Raw genomic sequence first — 22,390 nt, forward strand, 5'->3', positions numbered from 1 at the left:
GTATTTATTACCAGTTTAATTTTTCAATTTTAAAGGAGATATTCATAATGGAAAAACGCGATTTTCATATTATTGCAGAAACAGGTATTCATGCACGTCCAGCTACTCTTTTAGTACAAGCTGCTTCAAAGTTCGGTTCAGATGTTAACTTGGAATACAACGGCAAGTCAGTAAACTTGAAGTCAATCATGGGCGTTATGTCACTTGGTGTTGGCCAAAACGCAGACGTTACTATTACTGCTGAAGGTGACGACGAAAAGGACGCATTAGACGCAATTGCTGACACTATGAAAAAAGAAGGTTTAGCTGAATAATGACCAAGACTTTAAAGGGAATTGCTGCAAGTGATGGTATTGCCATTGCTCCAGCATATCTTCTTGTAGAGCCTGATCTTTCATTCTCAAAATCTTCAATCAGTGATGTTGATTCAGAAGTATTACGTTACAAGGATGCTATTAAGGAATCAACTACTGAAGTTGAAAAGATTCGTGATACAGCTAAGAAGAGCTTGGGTGAAGAAGAAGCCCAAGTTTTTGAAGCTCACTTAATGATTTTAAATGACCCAGAATTTACTGGTGCTATTGAGAATGAAATTAAGGACTCCAAGATTAATGCAGAAGCTGCTCTTGATGAAACTGCTCAAAAGTTCATCTCAATTTTTGAAGGCATGACTGATAATCCTTACATGCAAGAACGTGCTGCTGATGTACGTGACGTTTCAAAGCGTATTATGGCTCACCTTCTTGGCAAGGAATTACCAAACCCAGCTTCAATTGATCATGAAGTTATTGTTGTAGCTCATGACTTAACTCCTAGTGACACTGCTCAACTTAACAAGAAGTACGTTAAGGGCTTTGTTACTGATGTAGGTGGTCGTACTGCTCACTCAGCAATTATGGCCCGTTCACTTGAATTACCAGCCGTAGTTGGTACTGATTCAATTACTAAAGACGTTAAGAACGGCGATATGTTAATTGATGACGGTCTTGATGGTACTGCAATCATTGCTCCAAGCGATGACCAAATTGCAGACTACAAGAAGAAGGGTGAAGACTTCCTTAAGCAAAAGGCTGAATGGAAGAAGTTGAAGGATGAACCTTCACTTACTGCTGATGGTAAGAAATTTACCATTGCTGCTAATATCGGTACTCCTAATGACATGCCAGGTGTACATGAAAATGGTGCTGAAGCCATTGGTTTGTACAGAACTGAATTCTTGTACATGGATTCTTCAGACTTCCCAACAGAAGATGATCAATTCGAAGCTTACAAGAAAGTTATCGAAGGCATGAACGGCAAGCAAGTCATCATTAGAACTATGGATATCGGTGGTGACAAGCACCTAGATTACTGGGACTTGCCAGAAGAAATGAACCCATTCTTAGGTGTACGTGCTATTCGTCTTTCACTTAAGAACGAAAAGATCTTCCGTACCCAATTAAGAGCTTTGCTTCGTGCTTCAGCATACGGTAAGCTTGGTATTATGTTCCCAATGATTGGTACATTGGCTGAACTTCGTCAAGCTAAGGCCATTTTGAATGACGAAAAGCAAAAGTTAATCGAAAAGGGCGTTAAGGTCGGCGATGACTTACAAGTTGGTATGATGATCGAAGTTCCTGCAGCTGCTGTTTTGGCTGATCAATTCGCTAAGGAAGTTGACTTCTTCTCAATCGGTACTAACGACTTGATCCAATACACTATGGCTGCTGACCGTGGTAACGACAACGTATCATACTTGTACCAACCATATAACCCATCAGTACTTCGTTTGATCAAGCACACTATTGATGCTGCTCACGAAAACGGTATTTGGTGTGGTATGTGTGGTGAAGCTGCCGGTGATAATACCATGTTCCCAATCTTACTTTCAATGGGACTTGATGAATACTCAATGAGTGCAACTTCAATCTTACGTATCAGAAGCTTAATGAAGAAGCTTGATACTAAGGATCTTAAGGAATTGGCTAATGAAGCATGCTTCGTTTCAGAAACTGCTGAAGAAAATGAAAAATTAGTCGAAGACTTAATGAAGAAGATTAACAAGTAATTTTCATATTAAATCAAAAAATGAGACCAGTTTTGGTCTCTTTTTTGTGTCTATTTGTTAATTTTTAAATAAAACAAATAAATTCTTCACAAATAATTCACGCTTTTTCTTTAGGATATACTAGGAATTAATATAAAAGATAAAATAGGCACTTACAAAAAAGAAGTTAGTGTGTTATACTGGTTATAAATTAAAGAACGTATACAATTAGTTGTTCTGAGGAGCGTGATTTTTATGGTAGATTTATATGTATCTCCTAGTTGTACCTCATGCCGTAAAGCCAGAGCTTGGCTTGAAAAGCACAATATTCCTTTTAAGGAAAGAAACATCTTTTCTGAGCCATTAACTAAGAAAGAATTGTTGAGAATCTTGCGTATGACCGAAAATGGTACAGAAGAAATCATTTCTACCCGCTCAAGAGCTTTTCAACAATTGAAAATCAATTTAGATGATTTATCAATTGATCAGTTACTTGATTTAGTAGAAAAGAATCCAAGTCTTTTGAGAAGACCAATCATCATGGATGATCGTCGACTTCAAGTAGGTTATAATGAAGATGAAATTCGTCGATTCTTGCCACGCAAGGTGCGTCGCTTAGAATTGGCTGAAGCACAAAAGATTGCAGATTTATAAAATTTTCGAAAGTGTTAGTGTTAATGCTAACACTTTTATTTTAGACAAAAAGTACGCTACAATATACTATAATGATTCATGGAGGTGAGATCCTGTGCAAGTAGATCATATTAATAAAAATACAATTAGGGTCAGAATTGATAAGGAAGAATTAGCACGTCGCGGCCTTAAAGTCCTTGATCTTTTGGGTGATAAAGATAAGATTCAACAATTCTTTTACTCAATCCTTGCAGAAGTTGATACAGATCATACCTTTACCAAGGGTGTGCCTGTAACTTTCCAAGTAATGCCAAATAATGGCGGCCTTGATTTAATGATTACTAAAGTTCAACCCGAAGACGCAAATAATTTGCGTAAGATGATGGGTGATTCAATGAGCGATGATAGTGATTCAACACAGGCGGACTCCGATTCAAGAAGAAGCTTTTTCGATCTTGATCCCAAAGACGATTTAAATACCGAAGTTGATCCGCTAACGCAAGAAGAAAATGAAGCTAATGTCAGTGCAGCTGGTAATAATGAATATTGGAAGTTCCAAAAGCGTCACGCATATCAATTTACTGAGTTAGGCAATGTAATTGAACTAGCTGATAATTTGAGAGTGAGCGATTTGGCTTCAAGTTTGTATTATCAACGTGGTCAATACTATTTGGAATTGGCTTTTCTTGATGAAGATTATGCTGAATTAAAGCCTGCTGATGCTTGGGCAATTGCCAATGAATACGGCATTAAGATTGATGATGAAGAAATGAACACAGTTAAAGAAACTGGTAAGTGCTTGATGGGTCAAGACGCTTTAGGTCATATTCGCTATTACTTTCTTAAACAAGCTAAATGATTAAGAATTTATAAAGAAAAAGAGACGGAAGAAAAATCCGTCTCTTTTTTGCGTAATAAAACATGGGTGAAAAAATATGTATGCAGCCATGTTAGATAAAAAATTAGTGCTTGCGGTAAGTGAAGCTTACCTTGTTAATTCAAGACAAAAGAAATTAAATCAAGAAATATATCGTTGTCCGCACTGCAATAAGAAAGTAATTCTGATTGTTTCGGAGAAAAAATCTGCTTTTTTTAAACATTTGACTAGTTACACTAATTTAATGGGTGAAAAAGAAGAACATCATCAATCAAAAATGCTGTTTAAGGCGGCATTAACTGCTGTGGGATTTGATGCGGCAGTAGAAATACCACTAGCCGATGGTCAGCTTAGAGCAGATGTGTTAGTTGCTGAAAATTTAGCATTCGAAATTCAGTGTGCACCGTTAAGTGATGCTGAATTTAAACATCGGCATTCTTTATATCAGAAAATTGGCGTAACTGATATTTGGGTCGTAGGACAGCTCCACTATTTAAAGCACAGTTTAAAACATACGCAATTGATCTTTTTTAGGAGAAACAAAAGATGGGGTAACTATTATTTAGAAGTTAATCCAGCAAAGAATTGCTTTTGTCTAAAATTTAATGTTTTGCAAGAAGCAGTTACGAAAAAGCTTCGCTATCAAACTAAATATTTCGTACTCGATGAAATAGGTATTAGACAGTTCTGGAATTTTAGGCCGAAGTTGAAAAAGTATGTGGGCAATCCCGTTAACCAAAGAAAATATGTCCAGCGTCAGATTAAGCAGAAAAGCAAATTGGGTTTAAAAGTAGCAGAGCTGCTTTATCAACAGAAATTAAGCTTAGAGGATTTACCTAATAGTATCTTTATTAAATATCGCAATCCTGGAGATGAGAATGTATTAATCAATTACCTACAAAAAAAGCGTCTTAATTAGATGAGACGCAAGTGATTTTGCAAGGGTAGAAAATCGGAAAAGTCTTTTTCACAGCCCGGCATTAGTAGGGTAACCAAATCTTGTTGACTAACTGGGCCATCCAATAGCACGCCGTTTTGATCATCATTTTCATCAAATAAAACGATGGTTGGCGTAGATTTAACGTTCCATTGGTTGGCTAGTTTTTGATCGTCTTCAATTGAGGCTTTTAGATAATCTCCCTGTTTAATGGCATTAATCGTTGACGCTTTAATGTTCAACTTGTCGATGATTTTTTGGAACAATTCCGGTGTATATACTGAAGCATCTTTACTTAGATGTTTTTGCAATTCGTATAAATATCTGCGTGCCTTCTTGTTGCCATAGCTTAATTTAATAGCATGGTAGTTGCGCAAAGCTTCGTAAGTTGCAGTAGAAATACTGCTGATATCCGATGATTTTTGGCCATCTTGGCGTCTGCGAATCATATCATCTTTAACTAAACAAACATTAGCAATGGGAACGTAGTGGTAGCAAACATCAATCCCTAATTCATCAACAGTATTGCGAATTAGTTTTTCTGTATCAAAACAGTAAATCCCTATTGGATTGATGAATAGAAAAATCTCAAACATACTCTCGACCTCTTTGTGGTTTATTCATTGTTACTTTAGCAAGAAAAAAAATCAGTGACAAAAAATATGCTTTATTTTCTATATACTATTTTCTGTGAGCGCTTGCGCGGGCAATTTTATTTTGATTAGTGTTGGCTTTTGTTTGCTTAAAGCCATAATCATGCTCAAGTTCAGTTTGCACTTGTTTGATTAAAGCCGGATCGGTGTTTTCAATTTCCAATTCAAAATCTTGATAGCCATCAGGATAAGATGTAGCATCTAAAGTTAGTTCACAATTTTGTAGGCCGTTCATTAAAATACGACGGGTTTTACTCCAAGTGAAAAGTTGTAGTTGCTCTTTTTGGTCAGAGAAGTGTTGGTCAAGGTAGTCTCCAATGTTGCCTTGAAAATCAACGTGTTCTTGTGCAACTAGCTTTTTGGCTTGGTCATGAGTTAAATTGTCGTTGATTTCGATAACTTCATGGAATTTCTTTTGGACAGGATTAAGGTCAGGCACCTTCATTGTTTGTTCCGCATGATCAGCGTAAATTCTAATTCTGAGGCTGATGCGATGATCTTTTAACAAGTCGTCTGGCGTATCAAAATAATAATTTTCCTGAACAAAATCTGCTCTAATGGGAAAACTATTGACGATTTTTTGATAGACATCTTGTGCTAATAACGTTTTTGCTTCGATTTCACGATTTTTACTCATAATTTTTCCTCCAAACTTATGACTTAATTATATGTTAAAATTATATTGTTTGCTAAGAAAGGGATGTTTTCTCATGGACATAGATTGGGATACTTTCTTGTGGCCTTATAATGAAGCAGTTCGCGAATTAAAGGTTAAATTTCGTTCCCTTAGACAAGGCTTTTTAACTAGGGGAGAACATTCACCAATTGAATTTGTAATTGGTAGAGTAAAAACAGTAGATTCAATTAAAGAAAAAATGACTCGAAGAGTAATCAGTCCTGATGTAATTGAGACTGACATGCAAGATATTGCCGGAATTCGAATCGTTACTCAGTTTGTGGATGATATCTACAAGGTAGTTGATTTGATTCATGCTCGCGATGACATGGAGGTAGTTGAAGAGCGTGATTACATTCAAAATGCCAAGCCTTCAGGTTATCGTTCCTACCATATGGTAATTAACTACACGGTATATTTGCCAGAGGGTCCTAAGACTTTAATTGCAGAAATTCAAATCAGAACTTTAGCAATGAATTTCTGGGCTACTGTTGAGCATACTTTGAATTATAAATACAAGGGTGTTTATCCAGACGATATTTCTAAGAGACTAAAGTCTACCGCTGAAGCTGCTTATAAGCTGGATGAAGAAATGTCATCAATTAAGGATGAGGTCCAAGAAGCTCAAAAGATTTTTACCAAAAACAAGGGTAAGGAAAAATCATGAAAGTAACAATTGCGCATAATAACTATGATAAGACGTTGCAAACAGTGGCCTATTTGAAAAAATTGCTTAAAGAAAAAGACGTCATTTTTGATGCTAAATATCCAGATGTGGTAATTAGTGTTGGAGGAGACGGTACACTGATCAACGCTTTTCATCGTTATGAAAATCAAGTTGATTCTGTGCGCTTTGTTGGTGTTCACACAGGGCACCTAGGCTTTTATACTGATTGGCGTAATTATGATGTCGATAAAATGGTTGACGCATTGCTGTTAACTGATGGCGAAGTTGCTAAATATCCATTGCTTGAAATTAAGATGCTAACGGAATCTGGTGAAACGCGTTATCATCTAGCAGTCAATGAATCTGCCGTTAAAAGAGTATCGCATACGCTGGAAGCTGATGTTTATATCAACGATGAATTGTTTGAAAACTTCCGTGGTGACGGCCTCTGTGTTTCAACTCCTACAGGTTCGACTGCTTACAGCAAGTCGCTAGGTGGTGCGGTTATCCATCCTCGCTTAAAAGCACTGCAAATGACAGAAATTGCTTCAATCAACAACCGTGTGTTTAGAACATTGTCTGCTCCAATCGTGATTGCACCTGATCAATGGATTACAATTGTTCCTAACGCAGATCACTTTGTAATGACAGTAGACGGGGCCAGAATTGATGTTAGAAATGCCAAGAAGATTGAATATCGTATTTCACATCATTCAATTCAATTTGATCGTTTTGGTCACCATCGTTTCTGGTCACGTGTACAAGACGCATTTATTGGAGACAGTAAAAATGACTAGTTTATTTAAACTAATTGTGCAAGAAAGAGACCCAAAAAAATTGGGCTCTTTTTTGTTAAAAAAAGGATTTTCACATCAAGCATTGAAACATGCTCGATACAATAATGGCTTAATTTTGGTCAATCATAAAAGACGATATACCAGCTTTCGCTTGAAAACGAATGATGAAGTGATTTTTGTGACTGGCGAAGAAAAGAAAAATGATTTTTTAAAGCCGTCTAATAATCCGGTAGAGCCAGTTTTAGAAACGAAGAATTATATTATTTTGAATAAACCAGTAGGTGTGTTGTCAATTCCATCACGCTATGAGGATAATGATGCCATCGTTAATCGTTTGATGGGCTATTTTACTCGCAAGGGGGCAAAAGATTTAAAGCCGCACGTAATTACTAGGCTAGATCGTGATACGTCAGGTTTAGTGCTGGTCGGTAAAAATGCTGTAGCCCATGCCCGTTTTAGTAAGATGGGCAAAGAGCGATTTATCAAAAAATATCATGCGATTGTACATGGCAACTTTGAATCTACTGAATTAACTGGTTTAATTGATGAACCAATTGGCAAAATCGATTCAGGTGTAAAACGAGGGGTGATTCCAGATGGTAAATCTGCTCAGACAGAGTACAAGGTGCTTAAACAAGTGCCGGGAGCTAGTCTAGTGGAATTGCGCTTATTAACTGGTAGAACGCATCAAATCCGTGTTCATATGGCCTATTTAGGTCATCCCCTTTATGGCGATCAATTATATGGAGTAAAGGATTCTTTTTCCCGTCAGGCTTTAAACTGTTTTTATTTAAGCTTTCCTGATCCTGTTAATAGCGAAAAAGATAAAACCGTTGAAATTTCTGATCCAAGTGATATGCAAAATCTCTGGCAAAAGCTAATTAATAAAAAATTCTAAAGCTATTAGAATTCACTACTAAAAAACTTGCATAAAGAAAACGTTTTCTTTAAAATTAGAAGTGTAATATAAAACTATTCGTGTACAGAAAAGAGGATATCTTTATGTATTATTCCAATGGTAATTATGAAGCCTTCGCAGATCCTAAAAAGCCTGAAGGTGTAGATAAAAAGTCTGCTTACATTATTGGTAGTGGATTGGCTGGTCTTTCTGCAGCAGTATTCTTAGTACGTGATGCCCAAATGAAGGGCGAACGTATTCATGTCTTAGAAGAACTTCCTGTAGCAGGTGGTTCACTTGACGGTGCTGATCGTCCAAATGCCGGATTCGTTGTTCGTGGTGGACGTGAAATGGAAAACCACTTTGAATGTTTGTGGGATATGTATCGTTCAATTCCAAGTTTGGAAATTCCAGGTGCATCATACCTTGACGAATACTACTGGCTTGATAAAGAAGACCCTAACTCATCAAATTGTCGTTTGATTTACAACCGTGGTGATCGTTTACCAAGTGATGGTCAATATGGTTTGGGCAAATGCGCTAACGAAATTGTTAAATTGATCATGACCCCTGAAAAGGAACTTGAAGGAGAAACAATTGAAGAATTCTTCAGCGATGACTTCTTTAAGACTAACTTCTGGTCATACTGGTCAACTATGTTTGCCTTTGAAAAATGGCACTCAGTAGCTGAAATGCGTCGTTATGCAATGCGTTTTATCCACCACATTGATGGTTTGCCAGACTTCACTGCTTTGAAGTTCAATAAGTACAACCAATATGAATCAATGGTTAAACCACTTCTTGCTTATCTTAAAGATCATGGCGTTCAATTTGAATATGATTGCCATGTACAAAACGTCGAGGTAGATCACGAAGGCAATGAAAAGATTGCTAAGAAGATCATTATGACCCAAAACGGTAAGGAAACTGAAATTCCATTAACTCCAGATGACATTGTCTTCATTACCAATGGTTCAATTACTGAAAGTTCAACTTATGGTAACCAAAATACCCCAGCTCCAATTACTCACGCTAAGGGTAGTTCTTGGAAGTTATGGGAAAACTTGGCCAAACAAGATCCTGAATTTGGTCACCCAGATGTCTTCTGTGAAAACATTCCAGAACGTAGTTGGTTTGTTTCTGCGACGGCAACTTTGGAAAACAAGAAGCTTGCCCCATACTTTGAACGTTTGACTAAGCGTAGCTTGTACGATGGCAAGGTTAACACTGGTGGTATTATCACTATTGTTGACTCTAACTGGGAACTTAGCTTCACCATTCACCGTCAACCACACTTCAAGAGTCAAAAGCCAAACCAAATTGTTGTTTGGATCTACGCACTTTACTCAGACACTGAAGGTAACTACATCAAGAAGAGAGTTGTTGACTGTACTGGTAAGGAAATTGCAGAAGAGCTTTTGTACCACTTAGGTGTTCCAGAAAGTCAAATTAGTGAAATGGCTAGTGAAGAAAACATGAACACTGTTCCTGTTTACATGCCATACATCACTAGTTACTTCATGCCTCGTCATGATGGTGACCGTCCAGCTGTTGTTCCAGATGGTTCTGTAAACATTGCCTTCATTGGTAACTTCGCTGAATCACCAACCAGAGATACTGTCTTCACCACTGAATACTCAGTAAGAACTGCTATGGAAGCTGTCTACACACTTCTTAACGTTGATCGTGGTGTTCCAGAAGTATTTGACTCAATCTACGACATTCGTCAACTTCTTCGTGCTATGTACTACATGTCAGACAAGAAGAAGTTGGTTGATCAAGACATGCCACTTCCTGAAAAATTAGCTGTGAAGACCGGGATGAAGAAGATCAAGAGAACTTGGGTTGAAGAATTACTCAAGGAAGCTAACTTGATTTAATTTGAAATAAACCATAAATAAAAAGCTTGAGCGATGCTCAAGCTTTTTTTGCGTGCTTTTTAAGACTTTTCATGATTAATAAAATTACTGCGGCAATCAAAGCAATGACGATAAACATGATCACGGCCTTGATGATACGGCTGCTGTCTAAGTGCAGGATGGAGTCGCCACTGTAGGCGTAAATATAAGCAAATGGGGCAACACCAATGATAATTGGAATGATTTGCTTCTTGAATTGTTTTTTGTTAATCATGACATTGACATAACTAACCGTCGCACTCGGGATGAATGGAATCAGATAACCAATCGTTAAAGCAATCATTGGATATTTTTGCGTCGTTAGCAATTTATAAATCTTGCTGTGCGAGATGTTTCTCAGATCATATAATTTCCGCAATAGTTCCATCAGAATGATCTGACCTAAGATATCACTGATCCAATTAATAATAAAGCCAAATGCCGGTCCGTACAAAATACCGTTTAACACACAGAAGATACCATTGGATAAACCAGGAATGGCTACGCAAATAGCGTTTAAAACGAATAGAAAAGCTAGATCTTCAATACCATGGCTACGGACCATTTTTACTAGCAGCTCTTCATTGTGGTGATCAAAGTTAGTCAATAATCTTAATTCAGGCAGGTAGCTTAAATACAGTTTATATAAAAGAAGCAAACCTAATATGCCGCCTAAAATAAATAAACTAATACGAATAATTTTTCGTTTCACTTCGTCACCTTCTATACATAGTCTTTAACTCTATTCTACTTTAATTTTTGACAATAAAAAAGCTATGACGCTTTTGCCATAGCTTGAAAAAATTATTTAGTGAATAAAACACGGGTACCTTCAGGCACTTCGATATCTTTTTGAATAGGTGTTAAAGTTCCAGTACCAGTATTTCTCAAGTAGAGAGTTGCGTTATCAGAATTTTGGTTTGCGGCTACAAGGTATTTTTCACTTTCATCCCAGTTAAAGTCACGTGGGAAGTCACCGAAAGTAGAAACGCGTTGAACTAAGCTTAAAGTATGATCATCGTTTACTTTGAAGACAGCGATCGAATTGTGACCACGGTTAGAAACGTAGATGTATTTGCCATCGTTGCTAATGTAAACGGCAGCAGCACCGTTGTGTTCAGTGAAGTCGTCTGGAATAGTCTTGTAGGTAGCAATATCTTCGAAATCCCAGGTGTCTTCATTGAACTTGACTACGTTAATCCTGCTGGAAAGTTCACCAACAACGTAGAAGTAGTTGCCGTCTTTAGAAAAGACAATGTGACGATCACCAAAACCTGCTTCGTTCTTGTATTGTGCTAGGTGCTTTAATTCGTTGTCTTCAAGACGATAAAAATCAACAGTATCGTTACCCAAATCGCAGCATACTAAGTTGCCAGCAGGAGTTTCGTCGAAGAAGTGTGGGTGAGGACCGTCTGCTTGTTCTGGACGAGGACCTAAGCTTTCTGGCTTGTGAGTTGTGGTAGTGATTAAATCAAGCTTGCCGCTGTCATTATAACGAAATACTGATAAGACTGCGGTGTGGTAGTTAGCAGTGTAAAGCCATTTCTTATCGCGGTTAATGCCTACGTAAGCTGGGGAAGAACCAGGTGTTAAGTAGCGATCAACTTCGTTTGAGCCACTTTCGTTTACTTTAAAGACACTAATACCACCTTTATCGCCGGCATTGTTAATTGCAAAAATTAAATCGCCATCTTTTTGGAAGTAAGTAGGGCCGCCAATACTGACAATATTTTCAGCCTTGCCTAAACGAGAATCGCTATTTTCACCAGTAAACGGTAATTCGTAAATTCCTTTTGAAGTTTTTTTAGTATATCCGCCGATTAAAACCTTCATATATGTGGCCTCCATTTTAGATATAAAAAATATTAACTAAAACAAGTATACCATGGGAAAAGGGAGCCTGATTATGACTATTTTGCATAAAAAGTGATACAGTTAGAACTATAAGTATAAGCGAATAATTTTTAAGGAGGCGTATGTAGAATGGACGAAAAAAAGATCCGTGAACTATATGCTCAAACTGATATTAAAGACGTTTTTGACAATCTACATTCCTCTGCCGATGGCTTGACGCCAGAAGAAGCTGAAAAGCGACTGAATAAGTATGGCGAAAATACTATTAAAAAGGTCGCTGCAGAATCTGAATGGAAAACATTTTTTAAAAACTTTATTAGTACAATGGCAATTTTGCTTTGGATTTCCGGATTCATTGCAATAGTTTCAGGTACTGTTGAACTAGGAATTGCTATTTGGCTGGTTAATATTATCAATGGTTTGTTTAGTTTCTGGCAGGAACGTGCCGCTAAAAAAGCCACAGATGCACTGAATAATATGTTGCCGACGTACGTTGATGTAATCCGTGGCGGTAAAAAAATGCAGATTGATAGTAAAAAGCTGGTTCCAGGAGACGTGTTTGTTCTACAAGCAGGTAATTCTATTCCAGCAGATGCCAGAATTATTTCAGCTAGTTCAATGCAAGTTGATCAAAGTGCATTGAATGGTGAATCAGTACCAGAATCTAAGACAACTAAATATGATCCTGGTGAAGGTAGTTATGCAGAAAGTAACCTGGTTTATTCAGGTACTACCGTTGGTGCCGGTAATGCACGGGCAATTGCCTTTGCGACTGGTATGAATACTGAATTTGGTCGAATTGCTAGTTTGACACAGAAGCAAACGACGACGTCCAGTCCATTAACAGCTGAACTTAATCGTTTGACCAAACAAATTTCAATTATTGCGATTACGATTGGTGTCATCTTCTTAATCGCTGCAATTTTCTTTGTTAAATATCCTTTTGCTAAAGCCTTTATCTTTGCATTGGGTATGATCGTTGCCTTCATTCCAGAAGGTTTGCTTCCTACGGTAACTTTGAGTTTGGCTCAAGGTGTAAGACGGATGGCCAAAAAACATGCTTTGGTTAAGGAATTAAATTCCGTAGAAACTTTGGGTGAAACGACAGTTATTTGTTCAGATAAAACTGGTACGTTGACTCAAAATCAAATGACCATTCACTATATTTGGACTCCAAGCAATGAATACCAAGTAACAGGTAGCGGCTATGTTAACAATGGTCAAATTGAATTAAACAAAAAGCAATTGTGGTATGAAGAAAATCCAGACTTGCACAAGTTAGTTCAAATTGCTGCCTTGGACAATAATACGTCTGTTGAACCAGTTAAGGATGGCGGTAAGCCTAAGATCTTGGGTACACCAACAGAAGCATCATTGATCATCATGGCTGAAAAGGCTGGCTTTGATAAGCAAAAAGTTTTGGTTAAATACCCACGTTTGCGTGAATTGCCATTTGATTCTGATCGTAAGAGAATGTCAACGATTCACCGTTGGAATGATACACAATACATTATTTTCACTAAGGGGTCATTTAGTGACACGATTAAGCAATGTGATCGTATTCAGGTTGATGGTAAGGTTCGTGAAATGACCGATGATGATCGTCTTCGTGCTAAAAAAGCAAATGCCGAATATGCTTCACGTGGCTTGCGTAGTATGGCATTAGCTTATCGTGTAATTGATCGTGATGTAGATATTAACAAGATGCCAATTGATGAGGCAGAAAGTCATTTAATCTTTGTTGGTTTGACTACAATGAGTGACCCACCTCGTCCAGAAATTTACGACGCCGTTAAACGTTGCCACCAAGCTAAAATTAGAATCATCATGGTAACTGGTGACTCTAAGTTGACTGCTAAATCAGTTGCGGTTCAAATTGGTTTAACCTCTGGTAAAGCTCGCGTAATTTCAGGTAATGAACTCGAAAAGATGAGTGATGATGAATTACGTAAAGCCTTGAAGGGCGAAGTAATCTTTGCTCGTGTTGCACCTGAACAAAAGTATCGGATCGTTAAGAACTGTCAAGCAAATGGTGAAGTTGTTGCTTCAACTGGTGACGGTGTTAATGATGCCCCAGCTTTAAAACAAGCCGATATTGGTATTGCAATGGGACAAACTGGTACAGATGTTGCTAAGGAAGCAGCTAATATGATTTTGACAGATGATAACTTTGCCTCAATCGTCGCTGCTATTGAAGAAGGACGTGCCGTTTACAGCAACATTCGTAAGTTCTTAACTTACATTTTGACTTCAAACGTTCCGGAAGCTATTCCTTCAGTATTGTTCTTGTTCTCAGCTGGTCTTATTCCTTTGCCAATGACGGTTATGCAAATTTTAACCGTTGACTTAGGTACTGATATGTTACCTGCATTGGGATTGGGTGCTGAAGCTGCTGATCCAGATATTATGAATCAGCCACCACGTAAACGTAGTGAGCACTTGTTAAACAAAGGCGTTATGATTAAAGCCTTCTGCTGGTATGGTTTGTTATCTAGTTTAATTTCAAGTGGGGCATACTTCTTTGTTAACTGGCAAAATGGTTGGCCAGCTAAAGGTTTAGCTGCAAGTGGTTCAGTTTACATGCGTGCCACTACCATGGTTTTGGGTGCGATTGTCTTTACTCAGATTGCCAACGTTTTGAACTGTCGTACCAATAAGACTTCTATTTTCAAGAAGGGCTTGTTTAGTAACAAGAATATCTGGTACGGTATTGTCTTTGAAATCTGCTTGTTCTTTGTTTTGACAGTAACTCCAGGTATTCGTCAATTATTTAACACTACGCCATTATTCGCTTCAGATTGGCTATTCTTGTTCTTATTGCCAATCCCATTAGTACTTCTTGATGAAGCAAGAAAATGGTTAATGTATCATAAGCAAAATAATTAAAATAATCAATGATTTTTAAGCTGCTTAAGTTTTTAAGCGGCTTTTCTTATGCTAAAATTATTTTTAAGGAGATAATTATTATGAAATGGATTTCAACTATTAAGAAAATTGGTAAAAAAGCTGTTGATAGCAAAGATGGCATGGTAATTTTATTCGGTGAAGGTGCTAACAAGGAACTTGAAGATGTTTCAGTTATCCAAAAGTTCGACGAAAGCACCCCAGTTAGTGGCTTTGTCTTCAAGAAAGGCGACACCATTACTGTTGACGGTCAAACTTATGTAGCAAACTATGTAGGTCCAATGGTTGAAAGCAACATGAAGGCCTTGGGGCACGCTACTTTATTCTTCAACCGTCCAGTATCAAAGGCACCTTTAGCTAACGCTGTTTACTTTGATCCAGATGTAGCTCAACCAATGCCTAACTTTAAGGTAGACGATGATATTGTTTACGAGCACATTTAATAATTAGGACAGGTAGATGGATTATAAACAAAAACATAAGGGCGAAACAGTATTTAAAAAGTGGTTTTTAAATAATCGTTTTAGTATTGTTTTAGTCAACATCTTATTGTTCTTTTTAATTATCTGGGTTTTCAATAAAATATCATTTGTCTTAAATCCAGCTTGGGTTTTCTTTAGTGCAGTTTTGCCACCACTATTATTGGCGGTTATTCAGTACTATATTATGAATCCCTTGGTTGATTGGCTGGAGAGAAAGGCGAGGGTACCGAGAGTATTAACAATTGTTGTTCTGTTCTTATTCGTAATTGTTGTCCTGATTTGGATTATCAATATTTTGGTACCTATTGTTCAAAACCAGATCAATTCTTTGATTAAGAATTGGCCGCATATTTGGGATGATGCTGTTAATGCAACGCAGAATGCCTTGAGCGATCCGCGTTTGCATCCCGTAAGAGGCAGCATTAAAAACATGATCGACAATACGCAGAAAACTTTATTTAAATCAGGTCAAAGTGCGATTAACACTACTTTAGGCAATATTTCATCTGCCGTAAGTATTATTACGATGGTCGTGATGACTTTAATCACTGCACCGTTTATTTTGTTCTTCATGTTAAAAGACGGTCACCAGCTTCGTCCATACATTACAAAATTCGCACCAGAGAAATGGCAACCTAGTTTCAGCAAATTGCTTTATGACATCAACTATGCATTAGCATCATATATTCGTGGTCAGATTACTGTTGCCTTCTGGGTTGGCGTAATGTTTGCAATTGGCTATTCAGTTGTTGGCTTGCCTTATGGGGCAGCACTAGCAATCTTAGCTGGTTTCTTAAACTTGATTCCATACTTTGGTACGCCGATTGCTTTGATTCCGGTAATCGTAATTGCGATCATGACTTCTGGCTCAATGCTGGTTAAAGTTTTAGTTGTCTTTGTAATTGAACAAACAATTGAAACAAGAGTTTTGAGTCCATTGGTGATGGGCAACAAGATGGCCATGCACCCTGTTACTACGATCTTGCTTTTGATCGGTGCAAGTTCCGTTTGGGGACTTTGGGGCGTAATTTTTGGAATTCCAATTTATGCAATCTTGAAGATTATTGTGTCTCGCGTGTACAATTATTATCGAAGAGAATCTGAAATTTTTAGCGAAACGGATGCTGCTTCTTTAACCACGGGGGATGCAGATAAAACAACGAAAAATACTGCTAAATAGTTTTAAAGCGTGGCTTAAAAGCTACGCTTTTTTGATTAAGGAGCTGTTTGAATGACAAATCACGTAGTTTTATATGAACCATTAATGCCAGCAAATACTGGTAATATTGCACGTACCTGTGCTGGTACAAACACTGTCTTAGATTTGATTGAACCATTAGGCTTTCAAATTGATAATAAAAAGATGAAGCGTGCAGGGCTAGACTATTGGGATAAAGTTGAAGTGCATATGCACGATGACTTAAATGCATTTTTAAAGACATTGGGTCCAGACGATGAAATGTATCTTATTTCTAAGTTCTCATCAAAGAATTATTCTCAAGTGGATTACACTGATAAGAATAAGAATTATTACTTTGTTTTTGGTAAGGAAACTACTGGTTTACCTGAGACATTTATGCGTGAATATTACGACCGCAATTTAAGAATTCCAATGTCTGATAATATTCGTTGCTATAATTTATCCAATTCAGTGGCCATGGTTTTGCTTGAAGCACTTCGTCAACAAGGCTTTCCAAACATGGAAACAACCCACCACTATGAGAATGATAAGTTAAAAGACGATTATGACCGTCCAGAAAGATATGAACGTAATTTAGGAGAAAATAAATAATGGATTTTGAAAAACAAACACCCGTAACAGTACAATCATTTCACTATGATTTAACTGACGAAAATGCCAAAGCTAAGAGTGAAGTTAACCCAGGAATCAGAAAATTAGACGTCAGTGGTGATGATGAACACTCAGAAGAAAATGGTAGCTACTACGATGTTGCTGTCTTCTTTGACGTAATTCCTGAACCAGTTGAATTCGAAGTAAGCGGAGCAATTCACCAAATTGTTCAAATTAAGGATTATCACGGTGATGGTTCTGATATTGATAACGCTGACTGGCAATTACTTAGCAGACCACTAGTTGAATATATTGAAACTTTGACTTACGAAGTTACGCAAGTTACATTCGATAAACCTGTCAACTTGAACTTCAAGGCCAACTTTTAGTCACTAATTAAGGTGAGTACATGCCTGTAAAAAGGAAAAAGAGAAAGATAAAAACTAAAAGAAAATATAATAAAAGCAAGGCTAAAAAGCAGAGCTTAAATTGGAGCATTGTAGGACTGGTACTAATTTTAGTATCAGTTTTGGCGTTTATGAGGTTCGGCATTTTAGGCAAGCAAATTGCTAATGTGATTCGTATGCTTTTTGGTGACTCATATCTGTTTGCAAGCGGCTTATTGGCATTATTTGGCCTAGTAAACTTGATTTATAATCAGCCGATTCATTTAACCGTTAAGCGTTCTATTGGTCTGAGTTTAACTTTTATTGGGGTGCTGCTATTACAAAGCAATTTATACTTTGAACATGAACTGGTTAATAGCGGTTTTTTGAACTCATTTTGGCATGCAATGTCTGCAGAATTTGGCCGAGCTGGCGTAACTGAAAGCGTCGGGGGCGGTTTTGTAGGTGCATTAGGCTATCAAATTTTTTATCCATTGCTTGGGCAAATCGGCCTCAACGTTTTTGCCGTGCTGCTTTTGCCGATCGGTGTTCTCATGTTCTTTGACGTTAAGTTCAGAACGATTATTGAGAAGTTTCAATCGATCAGTCAACTCTTTATTCAGAGAAATAAAGAAGCCGGAGCCAAATTAAAGGATAAGTATGGGGATGCCATTGAAAAGAGAAAGCAGGCGCATTTAGCCAAAAAAGAAGATGAGCCTGCCGATCCAGATAAGCCAATCTTTCCTGACGTAGCTGATTTTGATCCTGATGATGACGATGAAAAGGAGAACACGGAAGATACTACGCCAGCTGTACAAGATGTTGCTCCTGAACCCGAACCAGAGCCAGAACCGCAGATTCAAATTGCCCCTCAACACGGTGAGGCTGAAAAGGATTTGCCTAAATCTCATTCATTTGCCGATGAAGATAAAAAATTAGAGCAAGAATTAGGCCAGGTAGATCATGGGGAACTCAAGACAAACGAACCCGTTAATAAGGCATATAAAATGCCGCCGCTTAGCTTGCTTGATCCAATTAAGTCGACCGACCAAAGTGCTGATCGTGATTTGATCAAGAAAAATACGCAGATCTTGCAATCTACGTTTAAGAGTTTTGGCGTCAAAGTTATCATTAAAAAGGCTATTTTAGGACCAACAATTACGCGGTATGAAGTTCAGCCTGCCGTTGGTGTAAAAGTTAGTCGAATCGTTAACTTGGCAGATGATTTAGCCCTTGCTTTAGCAGCTAAAGATATCAGAATTGAAGCGCCTATTCCAGGCAAACCTTTTATTGGTATCGAAGTTCCTAACCGAGCAACTTCCGTAGTATCCTTTAAAGATGTAATGGAACATCAAGATAAAAAGGCTAAAAAAGTTCCAATGGATGTGCCTTTGGGTAAGGATGTTACAGGAAGCATCATTTCAGCTAATTTAACTAAAATGCCGCACTTGCTGATTGCCGGTTCTACTGGGTCAGGTAAGTCTGTAGCGATTAACACGATTTTAGCCAGCATTTTGATGAAGGCTAGACCAGAAGAGGTTAAGCTGGTTTTAATCGATCCTAAAATGGTAGAATTGTCGGTTTATAATGGCGTACCTCATCTGCTGATTCCAGTCGTAACGGACGCTAAACTGGCTTCTAACGCTTTACGCAAAGTCGTTAAAGAGATGGAGCGCAGATATAAATTATTCGCTGCTGGCGGCGTTAGAAATATGGATGAGTACAACCGCAAAGTTGCTGAAAACAACCAGGATAAAACTAAGCCAGCTATGAAACCATTGCCTTATATTTTGGTCGTGGTTGACGAACTTAGTGATTTGATGATGGTGGGTGGCCACGATGTTGAAGGAGCAATCGTTCGTTTAGGTCAGATGGCCCGTGCTGCCGGAATTCATATGATCTTGGCTACTCAGCGTCCTAGTGTTGATGTTATTACTGGTTTAATTAAGGCCAACGTCCCATCACGTATTTCATTTGCCGTTTCCAGTGGTGTAGATTCAAGAACTATTTTGGATCAAACTGGTGCGGAGAAACTACTGGGTCGTGGTGATATGCTTTATATGCCAATTGGTGCTTCCAAACCTGAACGTGTTCAAGGAGCTTATATTGCTAGTGATGAAGTTGAACGCGTGATTGATTGGGTTAAGAAACAGCAAAAAGTCGATTACGATGAAACAATGATTCCTAAAAAAGGTGAGAGTACATCAAATGATGTAGGCAATAATGACGAACCAGAAGATGAGTTCTATAATCAAGCTGTCGATTTGGTTCGTCGTCAGCAAACTGCCAGTGTATCAATGCTGCAAAGACGCTTTAGAATAGGCTATAACCGTGCGGCTAGAATCGTTGATGAGATGGAAGCCAAAGGAATCGTTGGCCCATCAGAGGGATCAAAGCCGCGCCAAGTATTGGTGCCACCAGTAAAGAATGAAGGTAACTCAAACAATGCTAACAACTAATATTGAAATTAGAAAAAATAAAAAATTTACAACAGCCGTAGTGGGCTGTTTTTTGCGTTTGCCACTTACTAGTCATAATCTTGCCTTTTCTAGTTTGCTTGCACGCTTGCAGATGAACACTTCATTGGCTTATCCAACGATTGCTACTCAGCAACAGAAGTTGGCCCAGCTGTATGATCTGCAATTTGATGTATTACCACAGCTTTTTGGTAAAGAGATCATTCTTACTTATTATGCTAATTTTGTAGAACCAGCTGAAATTCTTGATCCAGATTATACATATGATGAAATAATTGAGACGCTTAGTCAAATCATTAAGTCGCCTTCATATGATCAAAATCTACTTGCTTATGCAAAGCGCCAGCTGGAAGAAGATTATAATGAACTAATGGAACAGCCAGCTAATTATGCCATTGATCGTTTCTTTAAATTATGGTATCGAGATCACCCTGATTATGCGGAAAACTTTATGGGGCCAATTCAAGAAATCAAAGATGCTGGCTTAGACGAAATGAACAATTTTGTTAGCAGCTTGCGCGACGTGCCCATGGCAGTACTAGGCATGGCCCGCGACAATAATCAATTAACCAAATTGGTTAACCAATACTTTAGAGGCGCCGGCATTATCAAACAATTTGAGGTAGACGATTTAACTATTCCGGCAGAAAATAATCCACTTGAAAAGACGGAAGAGCAAGATAATGCTCAAGCACAATTATTAATGGGCTTTGGTTTTAAGCAAAAAATCACGTATCAAGGTCAAATTGCCGGTTTACTATTAAGTCAATATTTAGCTGGTGATCAATCTTCAAAGCTATTTAATCAAATTCGTGAAGAACTAGGCGCAGCTTATGATGTAGAAGCAAATAGTTTTGCTAATAACAATTTGTTTTTGATAAATGCTGGACTTGATCCGGCTAAAATCGAAGATGCTAAACGAATCGTATTTAATGAAATGCAACGGATAGCAGATGGAGAGATTGATGAGGCTTTGTTTAAGAAGTCTCAAAAATCGCTTGAGCGTAACACTAAGATTGGCTTAGACGGACAAAACTGGCAGTTAGGACAGGCCCTGCGCAGTGCACTATTTCCTGAGTATACGAATTTTGATCGTGCAGCTGCAATTAAACGAGCAACGTCTCATCAATTAGTCGATTTTGTTAAAAATCTATTCTTTAATGAAAGCTATATTTTAAAATGATCATACCTAAGATAATTAAAAGAGAATATAAATCAGGCTTTAAGGCCGAAGTGATTTTAAAACCGCATTTTTATCAACGTTTTTTTGGCATTATTATTGATTTTGGTAGCAGTGATCCACAAAAAGTTGCCGGTTCAGCCCATTTTTTAGAGCATAAGTTATTTGCTAAAAAAGATGGTGACATTTCTCATAAATTTGAAGAAATCGGTGCAGATGTAAATGCCTTTACTTCGTTCAATGAAACAATGTTTTATTGCAGCGGTATTGACCATACACCTAAAATGATTGATCTGTTGTTTGAACTAGTTGGCCAGCCATATTTCACCAAGCAAAACATCGCTAAGGAAGCACCAATTATTACGCAAGAGCTGGCAATGTATAAAAACGATCCTATTTGGGGCCTCAATAATGCCATTATGACTGAGATGTTTGGTCATTCTAACTTAGGCATCGAGGTAGTTGGTACAGAAAAATCAATTGCTAGCGTAAATAAAAGTAATTTAACTGATGCTTATAGTAAGAATTATGTCCCAGCAAAAATGCAGTTTATTGCATGTGGTGATTTCTCAGATAACCAAGTTAAGACGATCTTGAGACAAGTTGGAAAATTACAAGAAAAATACTTCCAAGCTGCTAAGGCAGAACTAGATCAAAAAGAAGCACCCGTGGGTGAAATGAAGGACATCGTTTTGCCTGTAAAGGGAAATTCTAGAGCGTTCGGAATTGGTATTCGTTTTGAAAACTTTAAAAAAGTATTATCAAGTTTTGATTTGACTCAAATTCTGCTTGAAATAATGTTAGAATCAAAATTAAGTGTGATGGGAACTTGGTTTGAAGAGATGCGAGATAAACAAATATTGACCAATCCGCTTCAAATCTCAGTTAATTACACTAGACAGGGCGATTTTACGACCATTTTTGGTGTAAGCCAACAAGCTGACAAAGCAATTCAAGAAATAAAGCGTGAGTTGACTAGGCCAGTAGCTAAGAATTCTGAAGAATATCATTTTCTTAAGAAGAATTTTGCTTTGCAAAAAGAAGAATGGTTAGCACGTACTGTTAGGACAATGAATGATCTTTCATCTTTGGCAATTGAAATGATTGAGGAAAATCTGGATCATGAAAATTTGGATTTGAATTTGAGGAAGCTACAAGTAATGGGCTTTGACGAATTTAATCAGTTATGCAAACAATTGATGAAAGATAGTACAATTTGTTCAGCTTATTTAGATCCTGATAGGGAGTGATAT

Annotated in this window: 21 protein-coding genes; 17 read left to right on the forward strand and 4 right to left on the reverse strand. The window is 37.7% G+C overall.

What is annotated here, in order from left to right:
- The first annotated feature begins 47 nt into the window (after positions 1-47).
- The 5 genes from BN1206_RS02875 to BN1206_RS02895 all read left to right on the forward strand — a co-directional run bounded on the left by BN1206_RS02875 (position 48) and on the right by BN1206_RS02895 (position 4,455).
- Entirely contained in the window at positions 48-314 is a 267-nt protein-coding gene (locus BN1206_RS02875; RefSeq protein WP_005718606.1) for a phosphocarrier protein HPr, read from the forward strand.
- Positions 314-2,047: a phosphoenolpyruvate--protein phosphotransferase gene (ptsP, locus tag BN1206_RS02880; protein WP_013437447.1), complete on the forward strand. Its 1,734-nt coding sequence runs from the start codon at positions 314-316 to the stop codon at positions 2,045-2,047. The genes BN1206_RS02875 and ptsP overlap by 1 nt, the downstream gene beginning before the upstream one ends.
- A gap of 234 nt (positions 2,048-2,281) precedes the next feature.
- Positions 2,282-2,680, forward strand: a complete 399-nt coding sequence (gene spxA, locus BN1206_RS02885) for a transcriptional regulator SpxA (protein WP_013641647.1) — start codon at positions 2,282-2,284, stop codon at positions 2,678-2,680.
- Between the two features lie 94 nt (positions 2,681-2,774).
- Entirely contained in the window at positions 2,775-3,518 is a 744-nt protein-coding gene (locus BN1206_RS02890; protein WP_013437449.1) for an adaptor protein MecA, read from the forward strand.
- Between the two features lie 76 nt (positions 3,519-3,594).
- A complete protein-coding gene (locus tag BN1206_RS02895) occupies positions 3,595-4,455 on the forward strand; it encodes a competence protein CoiA (protein ID WP_052542890.1) in 861 nt (286 codons plus the stop codon).
- Here the strand turns inward: BN1206_RS02895 and BN1206_RS02900 are convergent.
- Together BN1206_RS02900 and BN1206_RS02905 are read right to left on the reverse strand one after the other, a co-directional pair.
- On the reverse strand, positions 4,452-5,069 hold the full coding sequence (locus tag BN1206_RS02900) for a DsbA family protein (protein WP_013437451.1): 618 nt from the start codon (positions 5,067-5,069) through the stop codon (positions 4,452-4,454). The two genes, BN1206_RS02895 and BN1206_RS02900, sit on opposite strands and share 4 nt — an antisense overlap.
- A gap of 85 nt (positions 5,070-5,154) precedes the next feature.
- Positions 5,155-5,763, reverse strand: coding sequence for a CYTH domain-containing protein (locus tag BN1206_RS02905; protein ID WP_013437452.1), 609 nt, complete (start codon positions 5,761-5,763; stop codon positions 5,155-5,157).
- Between the two features lie 73 nt (positions 5,764-5,836).
- Here BN1206_RS02905 and BN1206_RS02910 point away from each other — a divergent pair, with 73 nt between their 5' ends.
- The 4 genes from BN1206_RS02910 to BN1206_RS02925 all read left to right on the forward strand — a co-directional run bounded on the left by BN1206_RS02910 (position 5,837) and on the right by BN1206_RS02925 (position 10,044).
- The gene (locus BN1206_RS02910; RefSeq protein ID WP_013437453.1) at positions 5,837-6,469 is read left to right on the forward strand and encodes a GTP diphosphokinase; all 633 of its coding nucleotides are present in this window, start codon (positions 5,837-5,839) and stop codon (positions 6,467-6,469) included.
- A complete protein-coding gene (locus BN1206_RS02915) occupies positions 6,466-7,266 on the forward strand; it encodes an NAD kinase (RefSeq protein WP_013641648.1) in 801 nt (266 codons plus the stop codon). Before BN1206_RS02910 ends, BN1206_RS02915 begins: the two co-directional genes overlap by 4 nt.
- Positions 7,259-8,164: an RluA family pseudouridine synthase gene (locus tag BN1206_RS02920; protein WP_013641649.1), complete on the forward strand. Its 906-nt coding sequence runs from the start codon at positions 7,259-7,261 to the stop codon at positions 8,162-8,164. The genes BN1206_RS02915 and BN1206_RS02920 overlap by 8 nt, the downstream gene beginning before the upstream one ends.
- 104 nt (positions 8,165-8,268) lie before the next feature.
- On the forward strand, positions 8,269-10,044 hold the full coding sequence (locus tag BN1206_RS02925) for an oleate hydratase (protein ID WP_013437456.1): 1,776 nt from the start codon (positions 8,269-8,271) through the stop codon (positions 10,042-10,044).
- Positions 10,045-10,081: 37 nt separating this feature from the next.
- Here the strand turns inward: BN1206_RS02925 and BN1206_RS02930 are convergent, their stop codons facing one another.
- Complete coding sequence (locus tag BN1206_RS02930) at positions 10,082-10,774, reverse strand: TVP38/TMEM64 family protein (RefSeq protein ID WP_052542891.1); 693 nt, start codon at positions 10,772-10,774, stop codon at positions 10,082-10,084.
- A 92-nt stretch (positions 10,775-10,866) separates the two neighbouring features.
- Entirely contained in the window at positions 10,867-11,895 is a 1,029-nt protein-coding gene (locus tag BN1206_RS02935; RefSeq protein WP_052542892.1) for a lactonase family protein, read from the reverse strand.
- 150 nt (positions 11,896-12,045) lie between these two features.
- On the opposite strand from BN1206_RS02935, the gene BN1206_RS02940 reads away from it, so the two are divergent.
- From BN1206_RS02940 to BN1206_RS02975, 8 genes are all read left to right on the forward strand, one after another.
- The gene (locus BN1206_RS02940; RefSeq protein WP_013437459.1) at positions 12,046-14,802 is read left to right on the forward strand and encodes a cation-translocating P-type ATPase; all 2,757 of its coding nucleotides are present in this window, start codon (positions 12,046-12,048) and stop codon (positions 14,800-14,802) included.
- 80 nt (positions 14,803-14,882) lie between these two features.
- Positions 14,883-15,263, forward strand: coding sequence for a PTS glucitol/sorbitol transporter subunit IIA (locus BN1206_RS02945; RefSeq protein ID WP_013437460.1), 381 nt, complete (start codon positions 14,883-14,885; stop codon positions 15,261-15,263).
- A gap of 16 nt (positions 15,264-15,279) precedes the next feature.
- Positions 15,280-16,482, forward strand: coding sequence for an AI-2E family transporter (locus BN1206_RS02950; RefSeq protein ID WP_013437461.1), 1,203 nt, complete (start codon positions 15,280-15,282; stop codon positions 16,480-16,482).
- A gap of 51 nt (positions 16,483-16,533) precedes the next feature.
- Positions 16,534-17,094 carry a tRNA (cytidine(34)-2'-O)-methyltransferase gene (locus tag BN1206_RS02955; RefSeq protein WP_013437462.1) on the forward strand — a complete coding sequence of 187 codons (561 nt, stop codon included), beginning with the start codon at positions 16,534-16,536 and terminating at the stop codon, positions 17,092-17,094.
- A complete protein-coding gene (locus BN1206_RS02960; RefSeq protein WP_013437463.1) occupies positions 17,094-17,483 on the forward strand; it encodes a DUF1149 family protein in 390 nt (129 codons plus the stop codon). Before BN1206_RS02955 ends, BN1206_RS02960 begins: the two co-directional genes overlap by 1 nt.
- Before the next feature lie 20 nt (positions 17,484-17,503).
- On the forward strand, positions 17,504-19,939 hold the full coding sequence (locus tag BN1206_RS02965; RefSeq protein WP_052542893.1) for an FtsK/SpoIIIE family DNA translocase: 2,436 nt from the start codon (positions 17,504-17,506) through the stop codon (positions 19,937-19,939).
- Entirely contained in the window at positions 19,926-21,140 is a 1,215-nt protein-coding gene (locus BN1206_RS02970; RefSeq protein WP_052542894.1) for a M16 family metallopeptidase, read from the forward strand. Before BN1206_RS02965 ends, BN1206_RS02970 begins: the two co-directional genes overlap by 14 nt.
- Positions 21,137-22,387, forward strand: a complete 1,251-nt coding sequence (locus BN1206_RS02975) for a M16 family metallopeptidase (RefSeq protein ID WP_052542895.1) — start codon at positions 21,137-21,139, stop codon at positions 22,385-22,387. The genes BN1206_RS02970 and BN1206_RS02975 overlap by 4 nt, the downstream gene beginning before the upstream one ends.
- Positions 22,388-22,390 lie beyond the last annotated feature (3 nt).

It is taken from the genome of Lactobacillus sp. OTU4228, from assembly GCF_001006945.1.
In the GTDB taxonomy this organism is placed as follows: domain Bacteria; phylum Bacillota; class Bacilli; order Lactobacillales; family Lactobacillaceae; genus Lactobacillus; species Lactobacillus amylovorus.